The sequence below is a fragment of the Nonomuraea sp. NPDC003709 genome (genome assembly GCF_040610775.1).
GTDB classification, from domain to species: Bacteria; Actinomycetota; Actinomycetes; order Streptosporangiales; family Streptosporangiaceae; genus Nonomuraea; species Nonomuraea angiospora_A.
Genome location: NZ_JBEXMW010000014.1, coordinates 345,177 through 363,430 on the forward strand (window position 1 = coordinate 345,177; position 18,254 = coordinate 363,430).

Annotated in this window: 15 protein-coding genes and 1 pseudogene; 9 read left to right on the top strand and 7 right to left on the bottom strand. The window is 69.8% G+C overall.

Annotated elements, in window-relative coordinates:
- Nucleotides 1-29: 29 nt before the first annotated feature.
- The 3 genes from ABZX61_RS37450 to ABZX61_RS37460 all read right to left on the bottom strand — a co-directional run bounded on the left by ABZX61_RS37450 (nt 30) and on the right by ABZX61_RS37460 (nt 5,402).
- On the bottom strand, nt 30-2,927 hold the full coding sequence (locus tag ABZX61_RS37450; protein ID WP_355200966.1) for an AAA family ATPase: 2,898 nt from the start codon (nt 2,925-2,927) through the stop codon (nt 30-32).
- 644 nt (nt 2,928-3,571) lie between these two features.
- Nucleotides 3,572-4,420, bottom strand: a complete 849-nt coding sequence (locus ABZX61_RS37455) for an LLM class F420-dependent oxidoreductase (protein ID WP_355200968.1) — start codon at nt 4,418-4,420, stop codon at nt 3,572-3,574.
- 397 nt (nt 4,421-4,817) lie between these two features.
- Nucleotides 4,818-5,402, bottom strand: coding sequence for a TetR/AcrR family transcriptional regulator (locus ABZX61_RS37460; RefSeq protein WP_355200970.1), 585 nt, complete (start codon nt 5,400-5,402; stop codon nt 4,818-4,820).
- A gap of 160 nt (nt 5,403-5,562) precedes the next feature.
- Here ABZX61_RS37460 and ABZX61_RS37465 point away from each other — a divergent pair, with 160 nt between their 5' ends.
- The 3 genes from ABZX61_RS37465 to ABZX61_RS37475 all read left to right on the top strand — a co-directional run bounded on the left by ABZX61_RS37465 (nt 5,563) and on the right by ABZX61_RS37475 (nt 9,065).
- Entirely contained in the window at nt 5,563-6,366 is an 804-nt protein-coding gene (locus tag ABZX61_RS37465; RefSeq protein WP_355200972.1) for an alpha/beta hydrolase, read from the top strand.
- A 144-nt stretch (nt 6,367-6,510) separates the two neighbouring features.
- Nucleotides 6,511-7,077, top strand: coding sequence for a dihydrofolate reductase family protein (locus ABZX61_RS37470; RefSeq protein WP_355200974.1), 567 nt, complete (start codon nt 6,511-6,513; stop codon nt 7,075-7,077).
- 389 nt (nt 7,078-7,466) lie between these two features.
- On the top strand, nt 7,467-9,065 hold the full coding sequence (locus tag ABZX61_RS37475; RefSeq protein WP_355200976.1) for a carboxylesterase/lipase family protein: 1,599 nt from the start codon (nt 7,467-7,469) through the stop codon (nt 9,063-9,065).
- A 216-nt stretch (nt 9,066-9,281) separates the two neighbouring features.
- Here ABZX61_RS37475 and ABZX61_RS37480 read toward each other — a convergent pair whose 3' ends face one another.
- The gene (locus tag ABZX61_RS37480; RefSeq protein ID WP_355200978.1) at nt 9,282-10,421 is read right to left on the bottom strand and encodes a serine hydrolase domain-containing protein; all 1,140 of its coding nucleotides are present in this window, start codon (nt 10,419-10,421) and stop codon (nt 9,282-9,284) included.
- 394 nt (nt 10,422-10,815) lie between these two features.
- Here ABZX61_RS37480 and ABZX61_RS37485 point away from each other — a divergent pair, with 394 nt between their 5' ends.
- The 4 genes and pseudogenes from ABZX61_RS37485 (at nt 10,816) to ABZX61_RS37500 (ending at nt 12,814) form a co-directional block, all read left to right on the top strand.
- The gene (locus tag ABZX61_RS37485) at nt 10,816-11,694 is read left to right on the top strand and encodes a sigma-70 family RNA polymerase sigma factor (protein WP_355200997.1); all 879 of its coding nucleotides are present in this window, start codon (nt 10,816-10,818) and stop codon (nt 11,692-11,694) included.
- A gap of 79 nt (nt 11,695-11,773) precedes the next feature.
- The gene (locus tag ABZX61_RS37490; protein WP_355200980.1) at nt 11,774-12,160 is read left to right on the top strand and encodes a VOC family protein; all 387 of its coding nucleotides are present in this window, start codon (nt 11,774-11,776) and stop codon (nt 12,158-12,160) included.
- Nucleotides 12,161-12,480: 320 nt separating this feature from the next.
- A pseudogene (locus ABZX61_RS37495) lies at nt 12,481-12,531 on the top strand (hypothetical protein); the annotation flags it as partial.
- A gap of 22 nt (nt 12,532-12,553) precedes the next feature.
- A complete protein-coding gene (locus ABZX61_RS37500) occupies nt 12,554-12,814 on the top strand; it encodes a hypothetical protein (protein ID WP_355200999.1) in 261 nt (86 codons plus the stop codon).
- 112 nt (nt 12,815-12,926) lie between these two features.
- Here ABZX61_RS37500 and ABZX61_RS37505 read toward each other — a convergent pair whose 3' ends face one another.
- Nucleotides 12,927-13,697 (bottom strand): methyltransferase domain-containing protein, encoded by a 771-nt coding sequence (locus ABZX61_RS37505; RefSeq protein WP_355200982.1) that lies wholly within the window; start codon nt 13,695-13,697, stop codon nt 12,927-12,929.
- Between ABZX61_RS37505 and ABZX61_RS37510 the strand changes: the two genes are divergently transcribed.
- Nucleotides 13,662-14,213 carry a hypothetical protein gene (locus ABZX61_RS37510; RefSeq protein ID WP_355200984.1) on the top strand — a complete coding sequence of 184 codons (552 nt, stop codon included), beginning with the start codon at nt 13,662-13,664 and terminating at the stop codon, nt 14,211-14,213. The genes ABZX61_RS37505 and ABZX61_RS37510 overlap by 36 nt on opposite strands.
- Nucleotides 14,214-14,248: 35 nt before the next feature.
- Here ABZX61_RS37510 and ABZX61_RS37515 read toward each other — a convergent pair whose 3' ends face one another.
- Together ABZX61_RS37515 and ABZX61_RS37520 are read right to left on the bottom strand one after the other, a co-directional pair.
- Nucleotides 14,249-15,808, bottom strand: coding sequence for an endonuclease/exonuclease/phosphatase family protein (locus tag ABZX61_RS37515; RefSeq protein WP_355200986.1), 1,560 nt, complete (start codon nt 15,806-15,808; stop codon nt 14,249-14,251).
- Between the two features lie 314 nt (nt 15,809-16,122).
- Entirely contained in the window at nt 16,123-17,154 is a 1,032-nt protein-coding gene (locus ABZX61_RS37520) for an Rv2578c family radical SAM protein (protein WP_355200988.1), read from the bottom strand.
- 134 nt (nt 17,155-17,288) lie between these two features.
- On the opposite strand from ABZX61_RS37520, the gene ABZX61_RS37525 reads away from it, so the two are divergent.
- A complete protein-coding gene (locus tag ABZX61_RS37525) occupies nt 17,289-17,573 on the top strand; it encodes a DUF3040 domain-containing protein (protein WP_350732026.1) in 285 nt (94 codons plus the stop codon).
- Nucleotides 17,574-18,254 lie beyond the last annotated feature (681 nt).

Here is an 18,254-nt window from a genome sequence, read left to right on the forward strand (position 1 = left end):
GGCGCCGCATCATGGGTAGGTCGGCTTACCTACCCATGCGGCACCACGAGCGGGGCCAGCTCCACGCGGCGGGTCACTCCCAGCTTCGGGTACGCCTTGTACAGATGGTGACCGACTGTGCGGGGGCTGAGGAACAGCCGGGCCGCGATCTCCCGATTGCTCATGCCCGCCGCCGCCAGCCGTACCACTTGAAGCTCCTGGGGCGTGAGCCGGGCGAGCGGGTCGAGGGCCCGGGGGTGGGCCGAGGGCCGCTCGCCCAGGGCGGACAACTCCGCGCGGGCCCGGCTCGCCCACGTCCGGGCGCCGAGCCGCTCGAAGGCGCCAAGCGCGTCGGCCAGCTGGTCCTTCGCCTCGGTGTGGCGGCGATGCCGGTGCAGCCATCCCCCGTACGCCAGCCGGGTCCTGGCCTCGTCGTACCGGCGGGGGTCGCGCTCGTGCAGTTCCAGCGCGGTCGTGAAGTGCCCGGCGGCGGCGTCCTCGTCGGCCAGCAGCGCCGCGCAGCGGCGGGCCAGCGCGATCGCGTGGGGCCGGCCGGTCTGCTCGGCCCAGTCGGACAGGGCGGGCAGGTGGCGGGCGGCCTGCTCGGGGAGCCCGGCACGTACGGCCGCCTCGACATGATCGGGTACGGCCCTGATGAGGAAGTCGTGCCGGGCCGGGCCGCCGCACACCTCGTCCAGCCGGGCCGCGGCCTCGTCGAACCGGCCGCCGGCCAGGTGGAGGAGGCCGAGCGCCCACGAGGCCAGCGCGGCGTCGGTGGGGTGTCTGGTGCGGTGCTCCAGCACGCCGGCGGCCAGCGACCGGCACGAGATCTCGTCGCCGCCGACCGCCGCCAGCCATGCGGCGATCGCGTTCAGCACGACGACCTGCAGGTCCTGGCCGAGGTCGGTGGCCAGGGAGAGGGCCTCGGTCACGCCGGCGTCGGCGTCCATGAACCGGCCGCGCAGCAGCTGGACGATCGCCAGGGGTTCGAGCGCGTACGTCAGCCGGCCCACCGCGCCCTGCTCCCGCACGTCGGCGACCAGCGACTCCAGCACCTCCGTGGCGATCTCGTCCTCGGCCACCAGCATCCCGGCGAACCCGGCCATGAGCCGCTCCACGAACCCGTCGGCCTTGCCCTGCCTGGCGGCCCCGGCCAGCTCGCGCATGGGTGGCACGCCCACGTCGGGCCGGCCGTCGTAAAGCTGCCGGAACCCGATGAGTCCCGCCACGACCGGTGCCCCGGTTTCGACGGTCTCCAGGAGGGCGGCGCACTGGCGTACCAGGTCGTGGTCGCCGGCGTCGCGGGCGTACCAGACGGCTTCGGTGAGGATCGACACGGCCCGCTCGGGGTCGGTGGCGGCGATGGAGCTGGCACCGTCCAGCGCCAGGGCGGCGGCGACGGCGGGCGAGCCGCGCTCGTACTCGACCTGAGCACGGATCCACGCCGCCTCGGCCGTCAGCGACGGGTCACGAAACGGGCGCGCGGGCTGGCCGGCGGGTTGCGGAGCCCGGCCGGCCGGCCCAGCATCGCGGTCGGTCAGCCCCAGGGCCCGATCGACCGAGCCAGTGGCCCGGTCGGGCATCCCCACGGCCTGGTCAGCCAGTTCGACGGCGCGATCGGGGAGGCCCGCTTCGTAGGCGGCGCGGGCGGCGGCGATCAGCCGCCACGCCCGGCGCGTCTCGTCGGTGCTGAGCTGGGCGGCGCGTTCGAACGCGCTCATCATCGCGGTCACCCCGCCCCGTCGGCCGGCCCGGCGGGCGGCCCGCTCCAACTCGGCGGCGACCTCCTCGTCCGGGCCCGGGGTGGCGGCGGCCAGGTGCCAGACACGGCGGTCGGCGTCGTGCTCGCCGTCAAGCGCCCGTGCGAACGCCTCGTGGACCTGAACCCGCCCGGCGTGCGGGGCGACCTGGTAGGCGGCGGCCCTGATCAGCGGATGCCGGAAGGTCACGCTGCCGCCCGGTGACAGCCCGTCGGACAGCACAACCAGCCGGGCCCGTTCGGCAGGCTCCAACTCGGCCGCGGAGACGCCGAGCAGCGTGCCGACCCGCAGGATCATCTGCAGGCTGCCAGTGTCGTCGGCCGCGGCGATCAGCAACAGCAGCCGCGCCGCCGCGGGCAGGCCGGCGATCTGCGCCTGGAAGACATCCTGGACGTGGCCCGCGGCGGGCAGGAGCGGCGCGGAACGGTCGTTGTCCTGCAGGGCGTTGAGCATGGTGGCCAGCTCGATCACGGCGAGCGGGTTGCCGCGCGACTCCGCGAGCACGCGCTCGCGCAACGGCCCGGCCAGGCCGCGCGCGTGCGCGTCGAGCAGCGACGTGGCGCTCTCCTGGTCCAGGGCGGAGAGCCGGAGCACGTCCAGACCCGGCACGGGCGTGGCGAACGACACCGACGCCGAGTCGCCGGCGAGAGGGACGGGGCGGACGCAGGGCCCCGCCTGGCGTTGCGGAGCGTCCCCGCTCCTGCCCGTGAAGATCATCGCGATGGGGTCGGCGTGCAGCCGCCGGGCGGCGAACAGCAGCGCGTCCAAGGACGCCCGGTCGAACCACTGGGTGTCATCGATCAGGCACACCAGAGGGCGATCGCCGCTCAGCTCCGACAGCAGCGACAGGGTCGCCGCGCCGATCAGGAACCGGTCGCCGACCGTCGCCTCGTCCAGCCCGAACGCCGTCCGCAGCGCCGCCGCCTGCGGGCCGGGCAGCGTGCCGAGCCGGTCGAGGTACGGACACAGCAGCAGGCGCAACCCCGCAAAGGGCAGTTCGGCCTCCGACTCGATGCCGACGCCACGTAGCACCCGCAGATCGGCCGCCGCGGCGGCGGCATAGTCGAGCAGCACGGTCTTGCCGATCCCGGCCTCACCCGTGATCAACAGTGCTCCGCGGCGGCCCGCACGGGCGCTCGCGAGCAGGTCGTCGATCCGGGCCCGCTCGGCGGTCCGCCCCAGAACCATGCGGAAACAGTAACCCACGCCACTCTCGGAACGATCTCTCCACGCGGACGTGTCCCTGGAGCGGCACAAAGGGGCGAACTTTCCGGCAAGCCCAGTGCGGATCGAGGCCCGCGGATCATGAGTCGGCTCGGTTAAGTGTCGCCGAGTGTTGTTTGCATCGCTGCGGCTGGGATTCCCCCCGCCGGCAGACCGTCCCACTCGACCACAACGCGGTTGCGTCCCCGGCCACAGCCATCGCACGCTCGCCTCCGGTGTCCACCATGGCGGGCACGTTGACCATGGTCGGCAGGCCGCCGTAGTTGTGCGCTCGCAGCCCGCAACCTTCATCACAGATCCTCGCCGCGCTGGCCCGCGCGCTCCAGCTGACCGATGACGAGCGCGATCACCTCTATCTGCTGTCCGGCCACCGTCCGCCGGCCGGTCTGCCGACCTGCACGAGGTGGCGGTCCGGCGCTCCAGCCGGATGCGGCTCGCCCATTCCACGGTCGGTCCCATCGACCGGCACTGTGAGACACTGCGCGTCGCCTGCGGTGCATCCGGACGGCCTTCGGCTGCGTACGCAGGTTGTGGTGCGGTTCGGGGGTTGGCGCTGTGGAGGCGATTTCGGCCGGTTCGGAGATCTCATCAGCTCCACTCCGTCGCGCTCACGTGACCTGTCGCCACATGGACGCGAGCGGTGCCCACGCATCGAGTTGGGCGAGCATCTGTGACTCTGTCCCGGCCGGCAGTAGGAGCAGGCAACGGTCCAGGCCGGCGTTGGCGAGCGTGTCGAGTAGTCGCCGGTCCGGCGGGGTGTTGAACACCGTGATCGGGATCCGTCCCCGGCCGGTGTCGGCGGCACGCCGGCGTAGTGTCACGGCACGCTCGCTCAGTTCGACGGCGTCCGCGAGCCCTTCGCATTGCGGGAACCAGCCGTCGCCGAACGCCAGAACCCGATCCTCGGCGCCCGGCCCGTTACCGCCGACCAAGACCGGCGGATGCGGCCGCTGGAGCGGCTTGGGCCAGGACCAGATCGAGTCGAAGTTGACGTACTTTCCATGGAACTCGGCCTCTTCATCGGTCCAGATCCGGCGCATCGCCTGCACTCGTTCGGCGAGCAGCGCCATCCGGGTGCGGGGGTCGGTGCCGTGGTTGGCCAGCTCCATGCGGTTCCAGCCGGCGCCGACGCCGAAGAGAAGCCGGCCGCCGGACAGCCGGTCAAGGCAGGCGACCTGCTTGGCCGTCACGATCGGGTCCCGTTGCGTCACCAGGCAAACCCCGGTGCCGAGCTTGAGAGAGCGGGTGACCGCGGCGACCGCGGACAGCGCCACGAACGGGTCGTAGGTTTCGGCATAGGGCCGGGGGGAGCTCCCGTCGGACCGCCGACTGTGCACGGGGATGTGGGTGTGTTCCGGAAAGAACAGTGACTCGAAACCGCGTTCTTCAATCGCGCGACCGATCGCGGGTGGCTCCATGCCATACGCGCCGGCGAAGGTGGTGATCCCAATATCCACGCCGACAATCTAGAGGAAGGTCGCCGCGTCGGAAACACATTTCATGGCCCCGCCCGCGATGATCCCCTGGCGTGCCCGGTGTCTCGCCACACTCGCGACAGGACGCACCCGAATCGGCAGATCTGCCCCGTTGCAGTGATCGACATGTGGCGCCGGTTCTCAGGTACTGGGTTGGCTCCTGAGCAACTTATTACTTGTAGTGGCTCGATTGCCGGCCCAATTCTGCGGTGCCATAAAAGAACTGGACCGGTCCGGATGCGGTGGCAAATCGTGGCCTGCGATCAAAATGCCCAGCAGATTCGGCGGCAGCGGGATGGGGCGGCTCGACGCCCATGCTTGTCCGGCACGACGATCCGACGGGCGCGATGATCCACGACCACACCCGCTCGTGGAGGTTCTACCCGGGTGCGCGGTAGGCGGCGAGGAAAACGTGGGCGGCGGCGTCGGCGTAGTGATCGAGCTCGGACGGTGGGAAGCGGATGTCGTCGCCGCAGAACATGACCTTGTTGACCGGGATCGACGAGACGAGCCAGGTGAAGTGATTGGCGGCGAGCACGGGTTCGTCGATCTTCAGCAGTCCGCGGCCTGTCAGTTGCTCGAAGCACGAGGCCAGGGCGGCGTGCACGCGCTCGGGGCCCGCCTCGAAGTAGGCGTGGCCGAGTTTCGGGAAGCGGCCGGCCTCGGCGATGACGAGGCGGCGCACGCGCAGGTGGGACGGTTGTGTGAGGGTGTGGATGAACCGGCGCGCGACCGCCCGCAGGGTGGTCTCGACGTCATCCGTGGTGGCCAGCTCGCCCATGGCGTTCTGGAAGATCTGGTCGATGCCGACGAGGCGATCGAGCACGATCTGCTCGAACAGGCTCTCCTTGGGCCCGAAGTGCTTGTAGATCGTCTGCTTCGACGCCCCCGCCGCGGTGGCGATCTCGTCGGTCTTGGCGCCGACGTAGCCGTCACGGAGGAACACCTCCAGCGCCGCATCCATGATCCGGCGTCGAGTCTGCGCATGTGGGGGTGCGGCGTGTGGCATTTCGGCCCTCCTGAGTTCGCGCCGGGCGACCGTTGACATCCTCTCGAAGTGTACCGTACGGTACTGTTCGCTCTATCGGTACAGTACCGTACGGTACGACCTGAAGGGAACCAAGATGGGCACTGTTCAGTCCAAGGACGGCACCGAGATCGCCTTCGACGTATGGGGCGACGGCCAACCACTGATCATGATTGACGGGGCCACCGCCCATCGCGCGGTCAACCCGATCAACGCCGAGGCAGGGCAGCTGCTACGCGATGAGTTCCGGGTCTACGCCTACGACCGCCGCGGCCGCGGCGAGAGCACCGACACCGCACCCTACGCGGTGGAGCGCGAGTTCGAGGATCTTGCCGCTCTTATCGACCACGCCGGCGGGTCGGCCATCGTGTTCGGCTGGTCCTCCGGGGCCGTGCTGGCCCTGCACGCCGCGGCCGCCGGCCTGCCGATCACCCGGCTGGCGCTGTTCGAGCCGCCGTTCGTCGTCGACGACAGCCGCCCGCCGCTGCCGGCCGACTACGTCGAGCGGCTCGACGCCTGCGTCGCTGACGGCCGCCCGGGCGACGCGGTGGAGGTGTTCATGACCGCGGCGGTCGGCCTCCCGGCCGAGATGGTCACCGGTATGCGGCAAAGCCCGGTCTGGCCTCCCACGGAGGCCGTCGCGCACACCATCGCCTACGACGGACGGATCATGGGCACCACCATGTCGGGCGCCCCGCTGCCCCGCGATCGCTGGGCCGCGGTCACCGTACCCGTCCTGGTCATGCACGGCACCGGCACCATGCCGTGGCTGATCACCGGGGCCCGGGCGCTGTCCGATCTCCTGCCCACCGCGACCCTGCGGGCGGTACCCGGCGAGAACCACGGCGCCACGGCTGACGTGCTCGCCGCCGCGCTGCGGGAGTTCGTCTACGGCCACTAGACACACCCGAAGAAACGCAGACGCCAGGTACGCCACGGGCAGATCCTGCATCTGCCGACGGCGACGCCGGGACCGGATCGCCTTCGAGTCTGGTCCGCCGAAGCGCCGGTTCCACCTGCACACGAAGCAATGAGGAGGTTGGAGATGGGAAAGATCGCAGTCACCGAGTTCATCTCGCTGGACGGCGTGGTGGAGGGTCCCGGCGGCGAAGATTTCACGTACCGCAACTGGAGCTTCGAGTTCCAGCGCGGTGAGGACGGCGACAGGTTCAAGCTCGACGAGGCGCTCGGAGCCGAGGCGCTGCTGATCGGCCGCAGGACCTACGAGTCCTTCGCCGGCGCCTGGCCCCACTACCAAGGTCCCTTGGCCGACAAGTACAACAGCATGCCGAAGTACGTGCTCTCCAGCACCCTCACCGACCCCGAGTGGAACAACACCCGCGTGATCAAGGGTGACGTGCTCGAGGAGGTGACCAAGCTGAAGGAGGAGGTGGACGGCGAGATCCAGGTGCCCGGCAGCATCCGGCTCGTGCAGGCGCTGATCGCCGGTGACCTCGTCGACGAGATCCGCCTGATGACCTTCCCGGTCATTCTCGGCATCGGCAGGCGACTGTTCGGGGAGACCACGCGCAAGACGACGTGGAGGCTGACCGAGTCCAAGACGGTCGGTGAAGGCATCCCGATCACGACCTTCCAGCGGGCAGGCGGATAAACCGCTCGTCACTTGCGTCAACCGTAGGCCGGGCCCGGCATGCCTCTGGCGCAGGGAGGGACGCAGGCAAGCACCTGCTCACCAGCGCCGTCGGCGGCAGGGAAGCTTCCTACATCGCGTTCACCCGCATCGCGGGCTGTCGCCGGCCGAGCAAAGGCTTTCCATGGCCGGCCGGCAGCGCGAACCTCCGTGGTAGGGCTGACCGGAACACGGCCTGGGGTGCTGCCGGGAGTGTGTCACCAGGTGGTCGGCGCAAAAGTGAACCACGGGCCTTCTTTCTTTTGCATGTGGCAGGAGGAGCGGTGGATCATCTACGCGCAAGGCCGTCGACATTCAGGAGTCGAGAGCGCGGGACGCTCGCGCGCGCCGGCCGGGGCACTCTGACGGTTGTGGCCGGGCTCGGTCTGTTATGCGGCCCCGCTGCCGCGTGGGCGGAGAACACGGATGACGCGGGGCAGGGCGCCGTGGTCACGATCGACAGTGGCCAGGTGCGTGGTGTCGTCGCCGGGGATCAGCGATCGTTCCAGGGCATCCCGTTCGCCGCGCCTCCGGTCGGCGACCTGCGGTGGGTCTCGCCGCAGCCGGTCGTACCGTGGGCGGGGGAGCGTGCGGCCACGCAGCCGGGCCCCGCGTGCGCGCAGACCGCCGGTGTGCTGGGCGAGAAGCAGAGCACGAGTGAGGACTGCCTGTATGTGAACGTGACCACACCGCGCGGGGTGAAGCGCGGCGAGCCGCTTCCCGTGCTCGTGTGGCTGCACGGTGGCGGCTTCCGGAACGGCTCTGGCGCCATGTACGGCGCGAGCCGGCTGGCCACCAGGGGTGACCTCATGGTCGTCACCGTGAACTACCGGCTCGGCCTCTTCGGCTACCTGGCCCATCCTGCCCTGGAGGGAGCGAACGCCGAGAACCTGTCGGGCAACTTCGGCATCGAGGACCAGCAGGCGGCGCTCCGGTGGGTCAAGCGGAACGCCGCCGCGTTCGGCGGCGACCCCCGCAACGTGACCGTGGCCGGCGAGTCGGCCGGAGGTGCGAGCGCCTGCGCACACCTGATCTCGCCGAAGTCGGCCGGGCTGTTCCACCGGGCGATCATCCAGAGCGCGCCGTGCCTGATGACGCGCTGGCCGGCCGGGTGGAACTGGCTGCCACGGCCGCTCGCACAGGCGTACCAGCATGGTGAGGCCACGGCCGAGCGGCTCGGCTGCACCGACGCCCGCGCCGGCGCCGTGGCAGCGTGCCTGCGGGCCAGGACCTCGGCGGAGTTGCTGGCTCAAAGCCAGAACGAGTTCGCACCAGTGATCGGCGGACCGCTGCTACCGCTGGAACCGGCCGAGGCCCTCGCCGAAGGACGGTTCAACCGGGTGCCGGTGATGCACGGCGTCACCCGCGACGAGCATGTCACCTTCAACCAGGAGATGGCGGGCGCGCCACCGCTCACTGACGCGGGGTACGTCCAGCAGATCAACGCCTTCTTCGGCGAACGGGCCGCCAAGGTGCTGGCCCGCTATCCGCTGGACAAGTACGGCGAACCTGGTACGAGCCGTGCGGGCCTCGCCATGCAGTCCGTCATGACCGATCACCTCTGGGCGAGTCCGGCAACCGAGACCAACCGCCTGCTCGCCGCCCGCGTGCCGACGTACGCCTACGAGTTCGCGGACCGATGGGCCCCCTGGGTGAGCAGCACTCCGGTCGTGCCGAGCTTCCCCACCGGCGCCTTCCACGCCTCCGAGCTGCAGTACCTTTTCGAGGCCGATTACTTCGCCGGCCGGACGTTGTCACCGGCTCAGTCACGGTTGTCCGGCACGATGATCGACTACTGGAGCCGTTTCGCCCACCACGGCGATCCCAACGGAACCGCGACACCGCCCTGGCCCGCCGTACGCGCCGGGCAGGACGACGTCCAGCGACTCGCCCCCGGCGCGTCCGGCATCCGCCCGGTGGACCTGTGCCGGGAGCATCAGTGCCGCTTCTGGCAGTCCCTGGACAGGTGACTGAGCAACAGTTCCTGAGTTGAGTTCTTGGGAGCTTCCCCGAAGCCCGGTAGTTGGCGTTCTCCGGCCTTGTCTGCTCACCGGCTGGCTGGATCGTGCGTGGGTGCGTGTTCTGTACGAAGAAGTCCCACTGGCCCTGCAACCGCTCGCCCGCACGCGTAGTCGTCCAGAATGGCCGCGAGCGCGTGCGCGGCGTCGTACGCATGATCGGCACGCCTAGCAGAGAGCGTGGTCGATCAGGGAGGTCGAGGCCTTGATCTGGGGAAGCGGGTCCTGATCAGGGCGGAGTGCGCTGGAGTAGGCCACGGAGGCGACGCGGCGGCCGTCGGCGGTGACGGCGTTGTCGCTGATGGCGTTCCACCCGCCCCCGCCGTGGAACCAGACCCACCCGCCGCACGGCAGCCGCCGCTTCATGATCCCCAGGCCGTACCCGGCATCGCGCCAGAACGCCCGGAACGGAGTGGCCGGCACGGTCTTCGTCATCTCCGCCAGCTCGGTCGGGCGCAGTATCCTGCCCCCGAGCAGCGCGCTGAAGAACCGGTTGACGTCGTCCGGCGTGCTGACCAGCGAATGATCGGTTCCGCCCGGGAAATACGTCGTCACGTCCACCATCGGCCCATCCGCCGTGAACCGCTTGTATGTCGTCATGCGCGGCTGCGGCAGGAACGGCGACGTACCCGGCGCGTAGGTGTGCCGCAATCCCAGCGGCTCGATCACGCGCTCCAGGAGCTGCTGCTGCCAGGGGGTGCCAGTCACCTTCTCAATGATCATGCCCACCAGGACGTAGTTGGTGTTGGAGTACGCCCAGCCCTTGCCCGGCTCGAACACCGGCTTGTGCCGCATGGCCATCGCCACGAACTCTTCGGGCCGGTAGACGCGGAACCGCTCGCGCCGGAATCCTGACTCGCTGGTCACTCGCTCCAGCGGGACGTCATCGGCATACTCCGGCAGGCCGCTGGTCTGCCCGAGCAACTGCCGCACCGTGATCTTCGCCCCGTCGTTGCCGTTGCCCTCCACCAGTCCAGGCAGCCATCGCTCGACGGTGTCGTCCAGCCGCAGCTTGCCCTCACCCACGAGCTGCAGCGCGATCGCCGCCACGAACGTCTTGGTGGTGCTGCCGATCCGATAGTACGCATTCCACGGGACGGGCTCGCCGGTCTTCAGGTCGGCCACGCCGCTGCGGGCGGCCGAGGTGCCGCCTGGGGTCGTGGCCGCGGCCAGGACGCCGGTGACCCCGGTGGCCTTGAGCGCGTCGGCGTCGCGCTGAAGCTGCTTGGGCTGGTCGGCGGCCCAGGCCGGGGTCGCGATGGCGATGCTGGTAAGGGCCGCTGCGGTGACGACCTGCTTGATGTTCATGATCCCCAGCCTTCCGCCGAGGGGCGGGTTCCGCCATGAGGGATCCCCCGGTCTGATCCCTGGCCCACCATCGGCCGAACCAGGGGTCGAGCGCATCGAATCCCACGCCGGCGGCCACGGATCAGCACACGCATGGTCAAATTGCCGACCTCTCGCTATAACGAGCGACTCCCCGATGGTGGTGGTCGGACAGGGCAGCTGGAGGTCCGGGCCATGGCTGAGGTTGATCAAGGGGACGTGTTCATACGTCGGGTCCTCTCCGTTGAGCTGGCCCCCAGTCGCGGCCGTGAGGACTGCGATCTTCTTGCCTGCCGGCATGTTCCTGTCGCGAGGTCACATTCGCGATGTTCGGTCGGTCAGTGCTGTAACACGAATGGACGAACGGGTGTGGCGGATGGACGACAATCAGTGGTTGGCGGAGCGATTTGAGGCGCATCGCGCCCAGCTCAAAGCTGTGGCGTATCGGATGCTCGGATCGGTGAGTGAGGCCGACGATGCCGTCCAGGAGGCGTGGATCCGGCTGAGCCGCTCGGACGCCGGCGAGATCGGGAACCTCGGCGGATGGCTGACGACGGCGGTGGCGCGCGTCTCGCTGAATATGCTGCACGCACGCCGAACGCGACGCGAGGAGTCTCTGGACGCCGTGCACGTGCCGGAGCCGATCGTCGACCGCGTCGATGGCACCGACCCCGAGCATGAGGCGCTGCTGGCCGACTCGGTGGGCCTGGCCCTGCTGGTCGTGCTGGAGATGCTGAGCCCGGCCGAGCGGCTTGCCTTCGTGCTGCACGACATGTTCGCGGTGCCCTTCGACCAGATCGCGCCGATCGTCGACCGTTCCCCGGAGGCGGCACGCCAGCTCGCCAGCCGCGCGCGCCGCCGCGTGCGCGTTGAGGAGACAGTCCCCGACTGCGATCCCCGGGCTCAACGCGAGGTCGTCGAGGCATTCCTGGTGGCCGCGCGTGAGGGGGACTTCGACCGACTGGTCTGCGTGCTGCACCCGGACGCGGTGCTCAGAGCCCACCTCGGTCCCGCCCCTGGGTCGGGCGAGGTCCGCGGAGCAGAGGCGATCGCTCGCCAGGCGGTGACCTTCTCGCGGCTCGGCCTGGCCATTGAACTGGCGCTGATCAACGGCGCGGTCGGGGTGGTCACCAGGCGGGACGGTGAGCCCCAGTCGGTCACCGGATTCACCGTCAGGGGCGGCAGGATCGCCACGATGGACATTCTCGCCGACCCCGAGCGCCTCCGCCGCCTCGACCTGACTCCGCTCGACTGATGACCCGGAGGCCGGTGGTCACATTCGTTCGTCGCCATCGGTCATACCGGTAACGACCACGAACCCAGGAGGGACAACGGTGCTGAAAGAAATCGCGTACGCGACCGTGTTCGTCAGCGACCAGGACAAGGCGCTCGATTTCTACACCAACGTGCTTGACTTCGAGCAGCGGTTCGACAATCCGACGCCCGACGGACCACGGTTCCTCACGGTCGGTCTCCCCGGGCAGAAGTTCCAGCTGGTTCTGTGGCCGGGGACACCCGGGCAGGCCCAGCCGCTCAAGAGCCACACCCCGGGGGCGTACACCATCGACACCGGAAACTTCCAGAAGGCATACCAGACGCTGAAGTCGCGCGGCGTGCAGTTCGATACCGAGGTTCTCGAGTACCCGTGGGGCCGTCTCGCGGTCTTCCAGGATCCCGACGGCAACCGGCTGCAACTGCGCGAGGTGCGAGTAGGCCGCTAGTTACCAGCCCGTCGTCGATCGAAACAGACGCGCGCGCGGCCGGGCGCTCCCGGCCGACGGGTACCGAGCGGCTGTCTACTGGCTCCTCGCCCTGTTCGCCCTGGTCTCCGTACTCACGGCCGTCCAGCAGCGCCGCCGACCCGACAGGCCGGCACCTCGGGTACTCCACATGGTGGGGTAGCCGGACAGAAATGGAGGAAACCGCCTACGCCCTGACGGGTGCCCAGGTCCTCTTCGGGGTGGGGCTGGCTGATCTGGTTCGCTCGGGTACGCACCGTCCCCGACGGCTCGCGCCCGGGCAACTGCGGTACCGCCTGTTCATGGTGGTGGTCGGCTGGTTCATCCCGGTGGGAAACGTCTTCCTTCCCAAGCAGATCGCGAACGACGTCTGGCATGCTTCCAGCCCGCCCGCCCGCCCGCCCGGCCAGCCCGCCAGCGGCCCTGGCCGGCGGATACTACGGCGAGGGCGGCATCCAGAAGTACGCCTTCGGGATCGAGAACTGGGCCTTCGACCAGTACGACGCCTTCATCGCCGACCTGCGTACGGGTACCCGCACGCCGGCGCAGCTCAAGACCGACCTGGCCGCCTGGCAGCAGTCGATCGCGCAGACCGTGAAGACCCACTACATCAACGGCACGATCCCCACGTCCTGACTCCTCACATGCCGCGGCTCTTCCGGATCACGGGACAGAGCCGCCGGCGCGGCTCGTGCCCGGTGAGCGGCTCGTCGACGAGCTCGCGCGGCCGCATCAGCCTCTCTGAGGCTCACGTCTCCGGGACCGCCAGGGTGAGTAGATCGCAGTCTTCCTCGACCGGGCCGGTGCCGGGATGCGCGGCGAGGTCCGCGTCCATGGTGGCGAATCCTTCGGCGATTTCCTGCTCCGTCATGTGGTCGAAGACCGAGCTGGCGCGCAGCCGCAGTCGTGCGGCGTAGTCGGCGTGACTGGCTGCCAGCCGGTGCCGGATCGAGGTGAGGGCGACAGGGCGCAAGTCGACCGTGGCGAAGGCGTCCACCACTTCGGCAACCGTGGGGAAGAGCTCTTCCTCGATGGCCCGGGCGCGTGGGAACCAGCGGTGCCACAGCGGGGCGGGCATCCGGTCGGCGAAGGCGTTGCGGATGAGCAGCCGACCACCTGGGGCCAGCACGCGGGCGATCTCCGGGGCCGCCGCCGGCAGGTCCTGGATGTGGTGGATGACCAGGTAGAGGAGGATCAGGTCGCAGCGGTCGTCCGGCAGCGGGATCTGCTCGGCGGAGCCCTGGAGATAGCTGACCGAGGGGTGAGCGGAGGTGTTCGCGGCTGCCTGACGCATCCGGGCGGAGGGTTCGACTCCGTACACCGGGCCGCCGAAGGTGCCGGCCAGGGCCGGGGAGAACCGGCCGGTGCCGCTGCCCAGGTCCAGGACCGTCAGCGGTCGCCGGGAAGGCGAGTGCCGGGCGAATTCCGCCATCCAGGCGGCGACGACGTCGGGGGGCAGCGCTCGACCGCGCACGTACACCAGGTGCTGGCGGTCGTCGTAGTTGATGCGCTTCAGCACACTGCCGAATCTACCCCGGTCGCCGCCCAGGACGATTCCCAGGCGCTGGGGATCCGCGTGTCCTGGCCGGAAGCCGTGGCAACGCCACCGGCTGAGGTCAGCAGAGCCCACGCCCTGATCAGAGCCGGTCATATCGGGGAGGTCACCGAAGTCCTGCGCGTCGCGGCGGATGAACGCGGCGACGCGCCGGCCGATCGGGACCTCGGTCGATTGCCGGCGTTGCGACGGCATCAGGCCGTCTTCAACCTGGGCGAACGCCGGGAGGCGGAGGAACGTCTCATGCGTTCTGGCGGCGGCGATCCTGTGGCGGCCTGCGCCCTGATCAACCTCTATGCGATGGCGGCCGACGAGATCCGTCAGGATCCCTGGGAAGAGGGCAAGGCCGCACGGCTGGCACACTGCCGGGATCGGGCGGCGGAGCTGTACGACCGAGCTCTCGCCGCGGCGCCGCCGAACTCGATGCCGAACCCGGCCGCTTGGCGATCCATCATCCGAAGCGCCCCGCCGAGTTGTTGACGCAGCCCGACGGCACGTCCCGCCCGCTTGGGCGGTCAGAGCCGGGACGTGCGGAACGTGGTGAGTACGGCGGCGTGGTCCGAGGACCAGGCGTTGCCGCGGTGGTTGGGAACGGCCGTCGGCGTGCCCTCGACCAGGGCGCTGGAGCCGGTCACTCGGAGCGGGCCCGCGTAGTAGACGAAGTCGATCCGGTCCTGCGGCTCGGGCTCTCCCTTGTGCGGGTCGTACCCGTAACCGCCGGTGAACGCCGGATAGATCGGCGACCAGGTGATGCCCGGCGCGGTCACCGGGTTCGGGTGCGCCACCCGGTAGGAGTCCCGCAGCCCCGCCTGCGCGGGCAGCACCGAGGTCGGCCACGGGACCGTGGTGTAACCGCACCGGCGCGTGTCCTTGGTCCAGTCCAGATGGGACGGGGCGTTGAAGTCGCCCGTCAGCAGCACCGGCGTACGCCGCGCCGCGGCCAGGTCCGGTGCCATCTCGCTCAAGACGGCCTGGATCTGGGGCGTGCGCCCGGAACGCTCCTCGTTGGCCAGCAGCTGTTCCTGCGTCAGCTTGCCGAAGCACGTGTCGTACGGGCCGTACGGGTTGTAGCCGAGGTGGACGTTCCACACCACGACGTCCTGGCGCTCGCCGATCCGTACCCGGACCTTCGTCGCCACCGACAGCGGGCCGCTGTCCACCGGCGGCTTGCGTTCGGTGATCGGGTAACGGCTGATCACGCCGATGTCGGTGCCCGACTGGTGATAGTCCCAGCCCAGCGCTTCGGCCAGCTCGCGGGTGGAGACGGCCGAGGTCTCCTGGAGACCCACGACGTCCACATCGGACTGGAGCAGGAACCGCAGCTCCTTCTCCCGGCCGTCGTCGACCTGGCTGCCGCTGTGCCACAGGTTGAAGCTCATCGCCCTGAGCTCGGGCACCAGGTCCTGGCCCGGCTGGCGGACGTCGATGCCGACCGTCGCCGTGCTGGTCTCGGCGCGCGTGTTGCGGGCCTCGACCCGCAGGGGCTCCGGACGCAGCGAGTCGCGCAGGCGCGGCGTCCCGGTGACCTCGCCGTCGGCCGACACGCTGATCCACCGCGGCCCGCTGACCTTGCGGAAGGTGAGCCCGTCGGTGTCCCCCCGTACCAGACCTCCCACCCTCGCCTGGTACGGGGTGAGGGCGCGGGCGTTGCGCAACTTGAAGGCGTCGGTGATGAAGTGCAGCGGCGCGTCGCTCGTGATCCGGACCTTCACCGGCGCGGCGAGCCACTGGTAGCCGTCCTGCGCCAGAGCGAAAACGAGGTAGTTGCCCGGCTCCAGCCCGTCGGTCGGCAGGGTGGCCGCACCGCTTTCCCCGGCGATGTACGTCCAGCGCACCGACGGACCGACGAACTTCTCGTCCACCGGGCCGTCGCCCGGGTCGGTGTAGAGGCCGAGCCAGTTGGTCGGATCGGGGCGGGGCGTGGTGTAGGACGCCTTGATCGGCTCGCCACGGCGCACGGTCGACGAAGCGAGTGTCAGCGCGCCGTCCGGGGCAGCGGACACCGACGCTGACGCCGGGACCGCGTCAGTGGACAGGACGAGCATCGCCACGACGAGCGACTTGAGCCAACGCATCAGCGCCTCCTTGATCTGCACCAAGCAGCGTCGGCCGGGCCGGTGACGATCATGTAAACGGGCAGTGGCAAACCGCTGGCGACCTGGGGAAACCCTGGGCCGCGATGCCGTTGTGCGCCGAGCAAGGGCTGGTGCCCCGTCCGGCGAGACCTTGATGAACAGGAAGCTCGCGCCCCACACGACGGCGAGAGCCACGAATTACGCACCGACCGAACCGGCACACGCCGTCGAGTCCGTCAACGTCACTTCCTGCGCCGGCCCATGATCGCGTACGGGATCGGCACGGCGGGGGCCGGGATGGTGTCGCGAGGAGGTCAGAGCAGGCGTAGCTGCTCCGGCTCGTCCGCGACCAGCGCGGGCCGGGGTGGGAGACGGCGGGCCATGGCCGCGGTGGCGCGGCCCACGCCGTGGCGTTCGGCCAGCTCCTTGACCAGGCCCGTCACCCGCTCCTGGTACGCCTTGGGCGCGTACGCGCCGCGCCCGTACAGCTCCAGATAGCGCGGCACCAGGCGCGGATGCTCGCGCGACAGCCACCCCAGCCACCACTCCCGCGCCCCCGGCCGCAGGTGGAGCACGATGGGGACGATGTGGGTGGCGCCGGAGGCGGCGATCTCCTTGACGGTGGTCTCCAGCTGGGTGGGGGAGTCGGTGAGGAACGGGAGGATCGGGGCCATCAGGACGCCGCACGCGATCCCGTTGTCGTTGAGCGTCGCGCACACCTCGAGGCGCCTGCGTGGGTTGGGGGTGCCCGGCTCCACCGCGCGCCACGCCTCCGGGTCGACGAAGCCGACGGACACGCTGGTGCTCACGTCCGCGACGTCCGCGGCCTCCGTCAGCAGGTCGAGGTCCCGCAGGATCAGCGTGCCCTTGGTGAGGATCGAGAACGGGTTGCGCGCGTCGCGCAACGCGGCCAGGATGCCGCGCATCAGCTTGTAGCGGCCCTCCGCGCGCTGGTAGCAGTCGACGTTGGTGCCCATGGCCACGTGGTGGCCGCCCCAGCGTGGCGAGGCCAGCTCCTTGCGGGCCAGCTCGGCGGCGTTGACCTTGACGACGATCTTCGAGTCGAAGTCCGCCCCGGCATCAAAATCTAGATATTCATGCGTTTTTCGGGCAAAACAGTAAATACAGCGATGCGTGCACCCGCGGTAGGGGTTGATCGTGTACTCGAACGGGACCCGGCTGGCCCCCGGAACCCGGTTGATGATGGATCTGGCCCGGATCTCATAGAAGGTCATTCCCCTGAACTCGGGCGTGTCGAAGGTGCGGGTGACCGCGCCGCGAGCGAACAGCGGCACGGCCGGATCGTCCTGACCGGGCCCGGCCAGGCGCAGGTTGTCCCAGCGCATGCCATGATTAGAACAAGGGTTCGAGCATGATCGCAAACTGAAAAGAGGTTGCAATTGCCTGGTCAGGCGGGGGCTAATGATCTTCAGGGTTGGGCAGAAAGACGTCGCAGAGCTTGCGTTCGGGAGGTGCGCCTATGGCCTGGTCGCAGGACGAGGAGCGGATGCTGGCCCAGATTGAGCAGCACCTCGTCGCCGACGATCCGCGACTCGTCGCACGACTGGAGTCGTTCAACGAGCGGGTGCGTCGCAGCGAGGCGAAGGCCAAGGGGCAACCGGGCCGCCGGAGGCGGCCACGCCGCTCGACGGTCATCATCTTGATCAGCTGGCTGCTCATAGCCACGCTGGTCGCCACGCTCCTGATCATGGTGCTTCGCCACGAGGCCGCCGGCGCGCTCGCCTTGGCCGCCGCCACTTTCTAGCCGCCCCTTCACGGATCGGCGCCTTCCGGGCGCTGCATGAACCCCCTCCCACACGCTGCGTCACCGGCCGTTCTCGGCCTGTTCATGCTGCGTTCCCGGGGCCGTCGTCGATCCGTTCCGGGGCGTTGGCCCTGTGTCCCGTCTGCGGCGCCTGCGCCGGACCCGCGTCGTACGGCAGTCATGCCGGATGCGCGTCGCATGGTGGTCGTGCCGGGCGTGGTCCTCGGCGGCCGGGACCTTTGTGTGGTCGTCGGCGGCGCGACGGCTTCAAGGACTTCCGGCGGCTTGAGGGCTGTAGCCGAGCATCTCGGCGACGACCGGTGCGGGGACTTGGCGCACGAGCCGGCGCAGGGAGGCTTCTCGAGCGGCGCCGCCGGGGAAGCCGAGCCGCCGGAGTCGCTCTCGAATCGCTGAGGGTGTCGGCCCGAGCGGCGGGTCGATCGTCAGCGATCTGAACAGGCAAGGTGACCGAACGACTTGCGGTGCCGGCACAGGTGAACCGGCTGCCGCCACCAAGCCACTCAAGCTGGTGCGGGCAACCCTGACACCACTGGCGAGGGCCAGGAACCGGCCTCGCCCTGAACGAACGCAAGAGGCCCGCCGGATGTCAGCGGCGGCGTCAGGACGGCGACAGCCCCATATCAGAGCGGTCGGCGATCGTAGAGGCATCGAAAGAACACC

Coding starts and splice junctions, on each gene's coding strand:
- ABZX61_RS37465 (WP_355200972.1), top strand. CDS start 5,563: ATGGGCACTGTTCAGTCCAAGGACGGCACCGAGATCGCCTTCGACGTA.
- ABZX61_RS37480 (WP_355200978.1), bottom strand. CDS start 10,421: ATGAACATCAAGCAGGTCGTCACCGCAGCGGCCCTTACCAGCATCGCC.
- ABZX61_RS37520 (WP_355200988.1), bottom strand. CDS start 17,154: ATGCGCTGGGACAACCTGCGCCTGGCCGGGCCCGGTCAGGACGATCCG.
- ABZX61_RS37515 (WP_355200986.1), bottom strand. CDS start 15,808: ATGCGTTGGCTCAAGTCGCTCGTCGTGGCGATGCTCGTCCTGTCCACT.
- ABZX61_RS37485 (WP_355200997.1), top strand. CDS start 10,816: ATGGACGACAATCAGTGGTTGGCGGAGCGATTTGAGGCGCATCGCGCC.
- ABZX61_RS37450 (WP_355200966.1), bottom strand. CDS start 2,927: ATGGTTCTGGGGCGGACCGCCGAGCGGGCCCGGATCGACGACCTGCTC.
- ABZX61_RS37500 (WP_355200999.1), top strand. CDS start 12,554: ATGCTTCCAGCCCGCCCGCCCGCCCGCCCGGCCAGCCCGCCAGCGGCC.
- ABZX61_RS37460 (WP_355200970.1), bottom strand. CDS start 5,402: ATGGATGCGGCGCTGGAGGTGTTCCTCCGTGACGGCTACGTCGGCGCC.
- ABZX61_RS37470 (WP_355200974.1), top strand. CDS start 6,511: ATGGGAAAGATCGCAGTCACCGAGTTCATCTCGCTGGACGGCGTGGTG.
- ABZX61_RS37525 (WP_350732026.1), top strand. CDS start 17,289: ATGGCCTGGTCGCAGGACGAGGAGCGGATGCTGGCCCAGATTGAGCAG.